Origin of the sequence: Nocardia sp. NPDC050718 (genome assembly GCF_040654235.1) — a bacterium.
In the GTDB taxonomy this organism is placed as follows: domain Bacteria; phylum Actinomycetota; class Actinomycetes; order Mycobacteriales; family Mycobacteriaceae; genus Nocardia.
The window spans coordinates 481777-494084 of sequence record NZ_JBFAHQ010000005.1; the positions used below are offsets into that span (position 1 = coordinate 481777).

At 66.0% G+C, this 12308-nt stretch carries 12 protein-coding genes and 1 tRNA gene; 7 read left to right on the top strand and 6 right to left on the bottom strand.

The window, feature by feature from the left end:
- Nucleotides 1-187 precede the first annotated feature (187 nt).
- From AB0H54_RS24985 to AB0H54_RS24995, 3 genes are all read left to right on the top strand, one after another.
- Nucleotides 188-269 (top strand) — tRNA-Leu (locus AB0H54_RS24985).
- 267 nt (nucleotides 270-536) lie between these two features.
- Nucleotides 537-1739, top strand: a complete 1203-nt coding sequence (locus tag AB0H54_RS24990; RefSeq protein WP_357348264.1) for a Fic/DOC family N-terminal domain-containing protein — start codon at nucleotides 537-539, stop codon at nucleotides 1737-1739.
- A gap of 213 nt (nucleotides 1740-1952) precedes the next feature.
- Nucleotides 1953-4733 carry an AAA domain-containing protein gene (locus tag AB0H54_RS24995; protein ID WP_357348266.1) on the top strand — a complete coding sequence of 927 codons (2781 nt, stop codon included), beginning with the start codon at nucleotides 1953-1955 and terminating at the stop codon, nucleotides 4731-4733.
- Nucleotides 4734-5265: 532 nt separating this feature from the next.
- Here the strand turns inward: AB0H54_RS24995 and AB0H54_RS25000 are convergent.
- From AB0H54_RS25000 to AB0H54_RS25020, 5 genes are all read right to left on the bottom strand, one after another.
- Nucleotides 5266-5520, bottom strand: coding sequence for a hypothetical protein (locus AB0H54_RS25000; protein WP_355276810.1), 255 nt, complete (start codon nucleotides 5518-5520; stop codon nucleotides 5266-5268).
- Nucleotides 5521-5830: 310 nt separating this feature from the next.
- The gene (locus AB0H54_RS25005; protein ID WP_357348269.1) at nucleotides 5831-6334 is read right to left on the bottom strand and encodes a hypothetical protein; all 504 of its coding nucleotides are present in this window, start codon (nucleotides 6332-6334) and stop codon (nucleotides 5831-5833) included.
- 241 nt (nucleotides 6335-6575) lie between these two features.
- Nucleotides 6576-6911: a YnfA family protein gene (locus tag AB0H54_RS25010; protein ID WP_357348271.1), complete on the bottom strand. Its 336-nt coding sequence runs from the start codon at nucleotides 6909-6911 to the stop codon at nucleotides 6576-6578.
- Between the two features lie 22 nt (nucleotides 6912-6933).
- Nucleotides 6934-7389, bottom strand: coding sequence for a MerR family transcriptional regulator (locus tag AB0H54_RS25015; RefSeq protein WP_357348273.1), 456 nt, complete (start codon nucleotides 7387-7389; stop codon nucleotides 6934-6936).
- Complete coding sequence (locus AB0H54_RS25020; RefSeq protein ID WP_357348275.1) at nucleotides 7386-7730, bottom strand: hypothetical protein; 345 nt, start codon at nucleotides 7728-7730, stop codon at nucleotides 7386-7388. The genes AB0H54_RS25015 and AB0H54_RS25020 overlap by 4 nt, the downstream gene beginning before the upstream one ends.
- 151 nt (nucleotides 7731-7881) lie before the next feature.
- On the opposite strand from AB0H54_RS25020, the gene AB0H54_RS25025 reads away from it, so the two are divergent.
- Genes AB0H54_RS25025 through AB0H54_RS25040 form a run of 4 tightly spaced genes read left to right on the top strand, consistent with a single transcriptional unit; the run spans nucleotide 7882 to nucleotide 10116 of the window.
- Nucleotides 7882-8259, top strand: coding sequence for a metalloregulator ArsR/SmtB family transcription factor (locus AB0H54_RS25025; RefSeq protein WP_357348277.1), 378 nt, complete (start codon nucleotides 7882-7884; stop codon nucleotides 8257-8259).
- A complete protein-coding gene (locus AB0H54_RS25030) occupies nucleotides 8256-9011 on the top strand; it encodes an MIP/aquaporin family protein (protein WP_357348278.1) in 756 nt (251 codons plus the stop codon). The genes AB0H54_RS25025 and AB0H54_RS25030 overlap by 4 nt, the downstream gene beginning before the upstream one ends.
- 23 nt (nucleotides 9012-9034) lie before the next feature.
- On the top strand, nucleotides 9035-9700 hold the full coding sequence (locus AB0H54_RS25035; RefSeq protein WP_357348280.1) for an arsenate reductase ArsC: 666 nt from the start codon (nucleotides 9035-9037) through the stop codon (nucleotides 9698-9700).
- A gap of 11 nt (nucleotides 9701-9711) precedes the next feature.
- Nucleotides 9712-10116, top strand: a complete 405-nt coding sequence (locus AB0H54_RS25040; protein ID WP_357348282.1) for an arsenate reductase ArsC — start codon at nucleotides 9712-9714, stop codon at nucleotides 10114-10116.
- Nucleotides 10117-10125: 9 nt separating this feature from the next.
- Here AB0H54_RS25040 and AB0H54_RS25045 read toward each other — a convergent pair whose 3' ends face one another.
- Nucleotides 10126-12282: an elongation factor G-like protein EF-G2 gene (locus tag AB0H54_RS25045; RefSeq protein WP_357348284.1), complete on the bottom strand. Its 2157-nt coding sequence runs from the start codon at nucleotides 12280-12282 to the stop codon at nucleotides 10126-10128.
- Nucleotides 12283-12308 lie beyond the last annotated feature (26 nt).

Consider the following 12308-nt stretch of genomic DNA (forward strand, 5'->3'; position numbering starts at 1 on the left):
ACCCCGCCTCATGTTCAAACCGCAGGTCCAGCCTGTTACTTCGCTTCGCAAACATGAGTGGCCCTCATGTTGAGGTTTATCAAATCGTTATAACCCCAGGTCGTGTTACCGACGAGTACGCCACGCCGCCCGAACGCTTCGCGAAGCCGGATTTGCCCGGTAGAGTTTGGACGGTCGTACACATCCAGCGCGAGTGGCGAAATTGGCAGACGCGCCAGATTTAGGTTCTGGTGTCCACGGACGTAGGGGTTCAAGTCCCCTCTCGCGCACAGATTCCTGGCTTTCGAGCCGGATCAGGGCTCCGGCGTGTTCGAGTGCACCCGCACACGGAGTGGACAGGACGACCGGCAACGACGGCACAGACACGCCGAATCTGCCGACGAGCGGCAACGGACTACTCGATTCCTGCGGGATATCGTTGGTTGGCGCCGATGTCCGGCACCGGCGGGGACCAGCATCGAGGTCCACTGAATCACTTGCCTCAAAGTGACATGACAGGCCCGACCATGTCACTGAAGTGCCTATAGAGTGACATTGTGGACCTCAGCATGTTCCTCAGCAGCGAAACCGGATCTCTCGTCGACATCTGGGGCACAGATCCGGTCTTCGGTGACTGGAAGCACAAAGCGTTCGTCGCGGCGCCGCTTCCCACTGTCATGCCGGAGCTGAGCGTTCCCACCATTCTCGCAACGACCGCAGCGCGGGCCGCTCTGGCTGCGCTCGACAGCACAGCCGCCCAGCTACCGAACCCGCAACTTCTCCGGCTACCGACGCTGCGTCGCGAAGCGCAGAGCACATCCGCACTGGAGGGAACCTACGCGCCGCTCGCCGAGGTGCTGACCGCCGACGAAGAGGCCCCGGCAAGTGCCGAACTCACGGAGATCCTCAACTACGTACGTATGGCCAACTACGCGTTCTCCTGGATCTCCGATGACCGACCAGTAACCACGTCCCTGCTCAGCAGCCTCCAAGGCATTCTGATGCAACAGACTGCGCTGGAGTCGGAGTCCGGCCGGATCCGCGACCGACAGGTCGTGATCGGTCGCAGAGCGGACGCAACCCCGGGGATGGCGCCAGTGCACGCAGCACGGTTCATCCCACCACCGCCCGATGATAGTTTGAGCATCGGTGTCCAGGACCTAGTCGACTGGATTCGCGAAGACCACTCCGCCATGATCGATCCAGTCGTCGCAGCAGCGATGTCGCACTACCAGTTCGAGTCACTCCATCCCTTTCGCGACGGAAACGGCCGACTCGGTCGCCTGCTGATCGTCATGCACCTCCAGCTCACCCAGGTGCTGACCGAGCCTACGCTCACTGTCTCACCATGGTTCGAGGCCAGGCGCGACGATTACTACAACCGGCTCCTCGCGGTCAGTACCCGAGGCGACTGGGACAGCTACATTCGGTTTTTCGCGCAAGGTCTGCGAGAGGCAGCGGAATCGACTCGGCGCCAGATGATCGCACTCGTCAGAGTCCAGAGCGAGTTGAAGGACGTCGTACGAAGCTCGACATTGCGAGCTGACAGCGCGCACACATTGATCGATCTCGCTATCGCGAACCCATCATTCACCGTGCGCCAAGTCGAGGCCGAGCTCGGAATCTCGTACGGCCGAGCGAACAAGCTCGTCGGTCAGCTCATCGATCTGGGGATACTCCGGGTCGCGAACCCGAACGCGTACAAACGCCGCATCTATGCACCGCGCGTCCTCCGGGTACTTACGCAAGCGACCACCTGAGGCCAAACCGACGATCGCGTCGGCGTGGCGATCGGCGGATGGAAGCGAACCGCCTTCCAGCTGATCCACGCTGGATCGGCGAAGTCCACTGCTAGGCAGACACTTTCGGCAGTGCACGGTAGCCTTTGTGCTGCGTGCGTATCGAGCCGATCACAAGGCTGCGGGTGCGAAAATCAGGCGCTGTCCGCTGGGGAGCTGGGACAAGGGGGTTCGGTGGTCGATCCAGGGGTTGTCGCGGTTGTCATCCGACGGAAGCAGGACTGGGTCCCCGAGGACAAGACCCTGGAGATCACGGCATACGAACCGGAGCCGCACCGGGTCCGAGTGCGCTTCAGTACGCCGAAGAAATATCTGTTCGGATGGGAGCGAGTAGCGATTCTCGGACAACCCACGCTGGTATCACTCGGGCCTCACGCACGGTTGCTCGTCGACGGGTACCTGCAGGAAGCGACCGCGGCATACCTGTTCACCGGCCCGCCGGAATTCGGATCGTGGTGGCACGTGACGACAACCAGGGGCGGATGGAACACCTACAGCGCGAATCGAGTACGAGTGCTGCCGAATGCCGCCGACCTACCCCGTTCCCGCGATGTGCTGGCCTACTGGCGCACAGTAGCCGAGAAGCTGGACGGCGACTCCGGTGTCCTGCTCCGAAACCATCAGAACCTGGACTTCGTTCACCCCGACAGTGCGTTGGCCCGGATTCTCGCTCAGACGCCGATCGAGCAGCGGCCTGACGACCAAGTGCCGATGCCGGTGTATCCGTTCCGTACCAACATCAGTCAGAGCGAGGCGGTTCGTAACGCGTTGCGCTCGCCGACCTCGGTGATCGACGGGCCACCCGGTACCGGTAAGACACAAACCATCCTCAACATCATCGCTTCACTGATCTGCCAGCCCGGCACAACAGTGGGCGTGGTGTCCTTCAGCAACTCCGCCGTCGACAATGTCTTCGAGAAACTGACCGAGGAGGGCTTCGCGATGGTCGCGGCCAACCTGGGACGAGCCGAGAAGCGGCAGGAGTTCTTCGACAGGCAGGCGCCACGCAACGCGGACGTCGATGCGCTTCTGCGCAACCCCACTCCCACAGCCCCCGATGCTGCCGAGGAACTCGGCAAGGTGAACCGGCGCCTGGTTGCACTCCAGGAACAGGACCGTCAGCGCGCCCTGCTACGTCAACAACTGCACGCATACCAGCTCGAACAACAGCACTTCCAGTCGTTCTTCGACCGGCACGAGGTTCCGGACGCGGAGGATCTACCGCTGCTGCGTCGCTACAGCGCGGCCAAACTGCTCGATTTCATCGCCGACACCGATCCTCGCTGGATCCGCGACAGCGGTTGGGGCCGAATGGTCGAGACAATGAACCGGTACTTCAAATACCGGGCGCTGCGCAAGGTCGATGCCGGCGATACCGAGGTAGTGCTGCGCATCCAGCGACTGTATTACGAGAAGAAGATTGCCGAACTCCAGCGACAGACTGAGCAACTGGCCGAGATGCTGGAGGGCAAGAACTTCGACACGATGCAGGCCGACCAGAAGCGGTTGTCCCGGCAGCTGCTCGAGGATGCGCTGCGCACCCGCTACGGTGCGCTGTCCCGGACCGTCTACACCTCCCGATATCGACAGCAGTTCAGTCGGTTCGCGCAGGACTACCCCCTGATCCTGAGCACCTGCCATTCGCTGCAGAACAGCATCGGGCGTGCGACCCTGCTGGACTACCTGATCATCGACGAAGCATCACAGGTGGATCTGGTGACGGTGGGCCCGGCCCTGGCCTGCGCGCGCAATGTCATCGTGGTCGGTGATCTGGAACAGCTACCACCGGTCACGAAAAAGCTCAACAACGTGCTCCCCGCGCCCGACCCCGTCTTCGACTACCGGCGCAGCGTTCTGTCCTCGATCCTCGAGCTCTTCCCCGAGGGGTTGCCGCGCCAGCTGCTGCGGGAACACTACCGATGCGATCCGGACATCATCGAGTTCTGCAACCGGAAGTTCTACTACAACAAACTGATCCCGTACACCCACAGCACACCGGGGCTGGCCTCGATGCGTGTGGTGCGGACCGTTCCGGGCAACCACATGCGCCGGACCTACGGCGACGACGACCCGATGTCGCCGGGCCGCAGCAACCAGCGCGAGATCGACGTGATCCGACGCGACGTCATGTCCTGGGTGTCCGCCGATATCCCGCCACACGAGGTCGGAGTCACCACGCCCTATCGCCGCCAGGCCAACAAAGTGGCCGACGCCCTGATCGAGTCCATCGAATCCGACACCGTGCACAAGTTCCAGGGGCGGGAGAAGGACGCGATTGTCATGACAACGGTCCTCGACGACACCCCCAGCGGCGTGGCGGCACTGAAGTTCGCCGACGACCCGAAACTGATCAACGTGGCCGTATCCCGGGCAATGCGCTTGTTCGTCCTGGTCACCCACCCTTCCGAGCTACCCGCGAGCAGACACCTGCGCGACCTGATCGGATACATCCGGTACCGGGACCCCCACAACGCGGTCATCGACAGTGACGTGATGTCGATCTTCGACCTGCTCTACACCGAATACAACGCGCGACGGCGCACGCATCCGTCTATCGGATGGGGGCGGACCAAGTGGGATTCCGAGGACATCGCCCTCACGATGCTCGAAGGGGCGCTCGCCGAATCCGGACACGGCCATCTCGCAATCCACGCACAGGTCTATCTGCAGAATGTTTTTCCGCGCAGTCTGGATGGCCTGGACGACGAGCACCGCGAGTTCCTCCGGCGCCGAGCGTCGTTCGACTTCGTCCTCTATAACCGAATCACCAACCAGAACGTCGGCGCCATCGAAGTGGACGGCTTCAGCACTCATGAAGCGAACCCGGTCCAGCTGGCCCGTGACGTGTTGAAGGACGAGATCTGCCGCCGCTACAACTTCCCACTGCTGCGCCTGCCGACTACCGGAAGCCAGGAGCGCGCGGAGGTCCGCCGGTTCCTCGACCTGCTGCCTTGACCATGCCTGTGCAGCGGGGCGGTTCGGGGCCGCCACAGCCGAGAAGGGCGTGGCGCGCAGGAAGCGCGACTAGCAGTGTCGACATGGCGGATCAACACCTCTGCGACATTGCCTAGCTCGGCTCGTAGGGCAGTTCGTATATCCTCTGCTGGCACCAGCTTCGCGATATGTATTCGATCGCACTCGATCACACATTTCCGAAGCTTTGATCCGCAATCTGTATGCGAGTCCCCTCTCGCGCACAGATCGGTGGCATATGTGCCACTTTCGGCCACCCGGCACCCGGCTGACGGTGTCATGCCCGGAGAATTGCTTGATCCGTGCGCGCCACGACCGACGGATCCGTCCCGGTGACACGTGCCGGGTTCTTCCGGGTGCATCCCCTTGGGCGCCTTCGCCGAGCAGGTCGGACCTTGCGGCCGCCGAATTACGTCGAAGGCCACCGCCTGGCCAACCTCGATCGGGCGGAGGTCCGACGAATTCGATGGCAGAGAAGTGCACAGGCCGAAGATTCCTGTCGAACGCCCGACAATCAGCTGTGCAGCGAACACCACCATCTCGCGAGGTCGAGCGCTTCCAAGTCCGTGAGGTCGCGGTGAATCTCACCGCTGGACAGCTTCACGGCGAACAGATCGAACTCGACAGGCCCCTCATCCTCATCCACTGTCGCCAGCTCGACCCCGGCCGGATCCGGCTCGATGAGAGCGAACCGGTTGTCGATCGTCAGGTTCATCCGCTGAACCGCGCGGACAACCCGAACCACCTGAGCTCGATCTTGTTCTGCCACCAGCGCGACGCTAGTCCGCCTGGGGCTCCCGCCTGGAGACTTCGACCGTTTCGTACTCACACGATCAACAATCAGGCACTGTGAGGCAACAACTCTCGACAAGGCTCCGCGAGTCCGCCTGCCACATTCGGAGTTCCATCGCGTCGCCCTCCAGGAACCAGTCCACGGCCCCTGCCGACGAAGCCGCGCACGATGACGTCGGACGCGCTCGACCCCGAAAACAGCGAGACTCCCGGCGAGACTGCGGTTTTCACCGCAGCAGCACCGGGAGTCCGCGAGCCGGGGGGCAGTTATCTGCCTGCCCGATCGCTCAGGGCAGGACCTGGGGAACGGCCTCGGGGTTCACGTGGCCGACGACGCCGCCGATGATCGCACCGACGATCGCATGGGGGATCGTGCCGAGGATGAGGCAGATCGGGTAGCCGACGCCGAGCAGGACCACGGACGGGAGGCAGTTGACCAGGGTGGCGAGCGCACCGATACCGGCGCCGGCGAGAGCGCCGTTGACCACCGGGTCGGAGTTCTCGGCGGTGGGATTGGTCGCCACCTCGTGCAGCTGGGTCTCGATCACGTCCGAGACGACGGGAGCGACCTCGGGATCGATCGCCTCCGAGACAGCGCTGTCGCCGGAAAGCTCGGTGTCCTGCGAAATCTCCGCACTCACCGGGGTCGCGGAACCGAACGTGAACTCGGCGATGGCGGTCTCGACGCCGCCACCCGGGATGACCGTCGCGACGGCAGGCTGAGCCTGCTGATCGGCGAAGGCATCCGCCGACGCGACACCGTTACCGGCGAAGGTGACCGCCACAACCACCGGCAGTGCACCGAGAAGAAAGAGGCGAGTTGAGCGCATGAACATTGAGTAATCCCTCTCGACGTTGTGCCCCCCAACCCGGACCAATCGAATGTCGACCGAGCTATTAGTAATAGCCCTACCGTCTTAATGGCAACTTTTATGATCTATTTCACATTGACAGCGGGATACCAATCCGCAAGCGCCTGTGTCTCGGTGTCGCGCTATGCCGGTTCCGACTGCGGATCAAGTCATTGAATATTCAAGCGGGGCGTGGGGCATACATGATGACCGCGACGCCGATCAGGCAGATCATCGCGCCGATGACGTCCCATCGGTCGGGGCGGAATCCGTCGAGCGCCATCCCCCACAACAGTGATCCGGCCACGAAAACTCCACCGTAGGCGGCGAGGATGCGGCCGAAATTGGCGTCGGGCTGCAGTGTGGCGACGAATCCATAGATGCCGAGGGCGACCACACCGGCACCGATCCAGGCCCAGCCGCGGTGTTCGCGAACTCCCTGCCAGACCAGCCAGGCGCCGCCGATCTCGGCGAGCGCGGCCAGGACGAACAGCAGGATCGAGCGCACCACGGTCATCGGCCGAGCCTAGATGCCTGGTTCACAGCGCGACCGCACCGTCGATGCCGCGGTGGTCCATGCCGTCGTCGAACGGGACCGGGCACGTGGGGATTTCGCTACATGCGACCAGGTCGTCGCAGCCCGCCGCGAGCGCTGCGCGCAGGGTGTCGCGGACCGCGGTCAGTTCGGCGAGTTTCGCGTCGACCTCGGCCAGTTTCTGTGCCGCGCGGGCCTGGAGCCCGGTATCAGCGCGGCGGCGCCGGGTGCCGAGTTGGGTGGCGGCCAGTAGCTCGGCGACCTCGTCGAGGGTGAACCCGAGGCGTTGGGCGGCCTTGATGACCCGCAACACGGTGACGGCCTGCTCCGGGTACAGGCGGTGCCCGCCCAGGGAGCGGTCCGGTTCGGCCAGCAATCCGCGGCGTTCGTAGTAGCGCAGGGTCTGCGCGTTCACACCGGCGGCCGCGGCGAGCTCGCCGGTGCGCAGGCCGGGTGTCATCGCCGGGCCTCGGTCGCGGCGGCGACGCGGGCGGCGAACGCGTCGAGCACCTCGACGTAGGCTGCCGGGACGCCAACCCGCAGCACCAAGCCGGTGTCGGTGGCGTCGAAGTCGAAGGTGAAGAACGAGCAGCAACTCGACTCCCGGGCGGCGAGATCCCGGGCGACGGCTTCGGCGCCGACGTCCAGGACCAGCTCGAGCCGCGTCGGGTCGGTCCGGTTCGAGCTGTGCACCGACTCGGCGAAGAACCGGTCGAACTCGGCCACCCGGATCGGTTGCTCGGCGGTGGGCAGGGTGCACGCGGTCGGCACCCAGTGCCCCTGACCTGGTGAGATCGTCATGAATCCACGGTAAGCCTGTACCCGGGTACAGGATGCAAGTGCTGATTCCGATTCTTCCGTCGTATGCGAGCCTTCGGCCCCCTGATAGCCCCTGGGTGCGTTCACCCACTGTTTGCTTGCCGACTGATTCGACAACCGTCAATATCGATGCGTGTCGAAACCGCCCTCGTCCTGTCAGCCACAGGACGCTTCCCCGTGCGAGGTCACCCCGCTGACCCGGGAACCGCTGACCGCCGAATCCGCCGCCGAACTGGCGGCAACGTTCAAGGCGCTGGCGGATCCGGTGCGGTTGCGACTGTTCAGACTGGTCGCCAGCCGCGGCGGCGGCGAAGCCTGCGTGTGTGATCTGTCCGCCGGGTTCGAGGTGAGCCAGCCCACCATCTCCCACCACCTCAAGGTGCTGCGCGAGGCGGGGCTGCTGTCGAGTGAACGGCGTGGGTCGTGGGTCTACTACCGGATCGAACCGCGCGCACTGGCTCCCCTGGCGCAGGTGCTCGATGTCACGACCGTCCCGGCGGACGCGCGGTGACCGACATTCGACGTCGGCTCCTGGCCGAGTTCGTGGGCACGGCGGCACTGGTCGCGGTCGTGGTCGGCTCGGGTATCGCCGCTCAGCAGCTCACCGACGATGTCGCCGTGCAGTTGCTGGCCAACTCCACCGCGACCGTCTTCGGCCTCGGCGTGCTGATCCTGGTCTTCGGGCCGGTGTCCGGAGCGCACTTCAATCCCGTGGTGTCCCTGGCGGATTGGCTGCTCGGACGTCGGCACGGCACCGGCCTGGGCTTCATCGACGCCCTGGCCTACGCGATCGCGCAGATCGGCGGCGCGGTCTGCGGCGCCGTGCTGGCCAACATCATGTTCGACCTGGGCGCCTGGCAGATCTCCACCCACGACCGGATCACCACCGGCCACCTGGTCGGCGAGGTCGTCGCCACCGCCGGACTGATCGCGGTGATCTTCGCGCTGGCCCGCAGCGGCCGGGCGGCGCTGTCCGCGTCGGCGGTGGCGGCGTACATCGGTGCGGCGTACTGGTTCACCAGTTCCACCAGTTTCGCCAATCCCGCGGTCACCATCGGCCGCGTCTTCTCCGACACGTTCGCCGGCATCGCCCCCACGTCCGCCCCCGGATTCATCGTCGCCCAATTCGTCGGCGCGGCACTGGGACTGGCGTTGATCGTGGTGCTGTATCCCCGCTCGGCGAGCGCGGCGGCCGACAACGCGGTGATTCCGCATGCCGCGGATCGTCCCGTCTCCAATCCCCCCGACCCGACAACTCACTGACCGAGCCCTCTCCGGGAGCACGCATGTCCGACAGCCCCGCCACCCACGCTGATCGTGCGACATTGACGATCGACCAGCGCCACGCGCTCACCACCGCCGCGACCCGGCTACACGAGGCCTTCGCCGACACCTACGGACGCGAGACCATCGAACACTTCCTCACCACCAGCTACGACGAGTTCGCCGCCCGCGCCACCGTCGTCAACTACCTGCCGCTGCTGGCCGAACGCTTCGCCCGCCAGCGTCTGCTCGCCCTGGCCAAGGTCGAGGGAAAGCTCGGCACCGACAAGCCGGTCGTGCTGTTCCTGTGTACCCACAACGCCGGGCGCTCCCAGATGGCGCTGGGCTGGTTCACCCACCTCGCCGGCGACCGGGCGATCGCCTGGTCGGGCGGATCGGAGCCGGGGACCCACATCAACGCGGTCGCGGTCGAGGCGATGAACGAGATCGGCATCGACATCACCGGGGAGTTCCCCAAGCCCTGGACCGAGGAGATCCTGCGCGCCGCCGACGTCATCGTCACGATGGGCTGCGGCGACGCCTGCCCCATCTACCCCGGCCGCCGCTACGAGAACTGGGAACTGACCGACCCCGACCACCAGCCCCTCGAGGTCGTCCGGGGTATCCGCGACGAGATCGGCAACCGCGTCCGCGAGATGCTCGCCTCCCTCGACATCACCATCCACTGAAAGGACACCCCGTGTCGACCAAGCCCAGCGTGCTGTTCGTCTGCGTCCACAACGCCGGACGATCGCAGATGGCACAAGGCTTCCTGACCCACCTCGCCGGTGACGCCATCGAAGTGCGGTCGGCGGGCAGCGCTCCCGGCGCCGCCCTCAACCCCGCCGCGGTCGAGGCGATGGCCGAAGTCGGCATCGACATCACCAGCCAGGCACCCAAGATCCTCACCCCGGACGCGGTCGAAACCTCCACGGTCGTGATCACCATGGGGTGCGGTGACGCGTGCCCGTACTTCCCCGGCGTCGACTATCGCGACTGGCAGCTGGAGGATCCGGCGGGCAAGGGTGTCGAGGCCGTCCGCCCGATCCGCGACGAAATCCGTACGCGTATCGAGAAGCTCATCGCGGAACTGATCCCGGCGTAGCACCGCCGCCTAGGCCGACACCTCGGCGATCTGCTTGCGGGCGCGTTCGGCGACGGCGGCGGGCATCGGCTCGTGCCGGAGATAGCCGCGGGCGAACGAGCCCGCACCGTGGGTGAGTGATCGCAGGTCGATGATGTACCTGCTCAGTTCGAGTTCGGGTACCTCGGCCCGGATATGGGTGCGGCCGGTCTCGGCCGGTTCGGTGCCGAGAATGCGGCCGCGCCGGGTGGACAGGTCACCGAGGACGGCGCCCAGCTGGTCGTCGGGGACCGTGACCCGCACGGCGGCGACCGGTTCGAGCAGCAGGGTTCCGGACGCGTCCGCCGCGTCGCGCAGGGCGAGGGCACCCGCGGTCTGGAAGGCGGCGTCGGAGGAATCCACCGAGTGCGCTTTCCCGTCCACCAGGGTCACCCGCACATCCACCAGCGGATATCCGGGAGTGACCCCGCGCGCGGCCTGCGCCCGTGCCCCTTTCTCCACCGACCCGATGAACTGCCGCGGCACCACCCCGCCGACCACCCGGTCGACGAACTCGAACCCCGTTCCCGCGGGCAGCGGTTCCACCTGGACCTGGCACACCGCGTATTGCCCGTGCCCGCCGGACTGCTTCACCAGCCTGCCGCGCCCCTCGGCCGCCGCGGCGAGCGTCTCCCGCAGCGCCACCCGATACGGTTCCACGTCCACCCGCACCCCGAACCGCCCGCGCAACCGTTCCAGCGCGACATCCCGGTGGGCTTCGCCCAGGCACCACAGCACCAGCTGGTGGGTGTGTTCGTTGTGTTCCAGCCGCAGGGTCGGATCCTCGGCGACGAGCCGGGTCAGGCTCTGCGAGAGCTTGTCCTCATCGGCCTTGCCCTGCGCCCGGATAGCCACGGGCAGCAGGGGTTCCGGCAGCGGCCACGGCTCGATCAGCAGGGGTTTCCCGGTGCCGGACAGGGTGTCGCCGGTTTCGGCGTGGCCGAGTTTGCTCACGAACGCGATATCGCCCGCGACGGCCTCGAACAGGGTCCGCTGTTGTTTCCCCAACGGCGCGGTGACCCCGCCGACCCGGTCGTCGGCATCGTGCTCGGGCCCGCACACGTGGACGGTGTCCTCGCTGTGCAGCGTGCCGGAGAACACCCGCACCAGCGATACCCGCCCCACATACGGGTCGGACGAGGTCCGGATGACCTCCGCGGCGAGCTCGCCCGCCGGATCGCAGCGCAGCGCGGTGGGCGCGGCGCCGTCACCGCGCGGCACGGCCGACAGCGGGTGTTCGATCGGTGTCGGGAATCCGGCCGTCATCAGTTCCAGCAGTTCGAGCGTGCCGAGGCCCTGTTCGGCGTCCTCGGCCGCCGGGGCGGCGAACAGCACCGGATGGAAACTTCCGCGGGCGACGGCTCGTTCCAGGTCGTCGACCAGCGTGTCGAGTTCGACGGGTTCGCCGTCGAGGTACCGGTCCATCAGCGTTTCGTCTTCGCTCTCGGCGATGATCGCCTCGATCAGCCGATCGCGGGCCGGGTCGATCACCGCGAGCTGGTCCGCCGCGGGTTCGGTGCGCACCCGTTTTCCGCTGCGATAGTCGGCGACCCGTCGCTCGAGCAGTTCCAGCAGTCCGGTCGCGGGCCGGTGCCCGTCGGGACTCTTCGGCCCGTAGACCGGCAGGTGCAGGGGCAGCACGGTATCGCTCGCGCCGTCGGTCAGCAGCGCCTGACAGGTCTGCACCAGGTCCGCGTACTCCGCCCGCGCGGTGTCCAGATGGGTCATCACGATCGCGCGCGGCATCCCCACCCGCGCGCATTCGGCCCACAGGTCGCGCGTCGCCCCCGCCACGCCCTCCACGCCGTCGGCCGCCGACACCAGGAACAGCGCCGCGTCCGCCGCCCGCAACCCGGCCCGCAGTTCGCCGACGAAATCCGGGCACCCCGGCGTATCGATCAGATTGATCTTCACCTCGCCCCACTGCACCGGGACCACCGAGACCTGCACAGACCTGTGCTGTCGCCGTTCGACCTCGTCGTAGTCCGACAGCGATGTCCCGTCCTCCACGCGGCCTGCCCGGTTCACCGTCCCGGTCGCCAACGCCAACGCCTCGACCAGCGTCGTCTTCCCCGCACCACTGCTGCCGACCAACGCGACGTTCCGGATGCTCTCCGGTCGCCACGCACCGTTCGTCCGATCCGCCATGTCGCACGCTCCCTCGGGTTGGGACC

Excerpts from the sequence above, each read along its gene's own strand:
- AB0H54_RS25010 (WP_357348271.1), bottom strand. The coding sequence starts at position 6,911 with ATGACCGTGGTGCGCTCGATCCTGCTGTTCGTCCTGGCCGCGCTCGCC.
- AB0H54_RS25015 (WP_357348273.1), bottom strand. The coding sequence starts at position 7,389 with ATGACACCCGGCCTGCGCACCGGCGAGCTCGCCGCGGCCGCCGGTGTG.
- AB0H54_RS25020 (WP_357348275.1), bottom strand. The coding sequence starts at position 7,730 with ATGACGATCTCACCAGGTCAGGGGCACTGGGTGCCGACCGCGTGCACC.
- AB0H54_RS25035 (WP_357348280.1), top strand. The coding sequence starts at position 9,035 with ATGTCCGACAGCCCCGCCACCCACGCTGATCGTGCGACATTGACGATC.
- AB0H54_RS25045 (WP_357348284.1), bottom strand. The coding sequence starts at position 12,282 with ATGGCGGATCGGACGAACGGTGCGTGGCGACCGGAGAGCATCCGGAAC.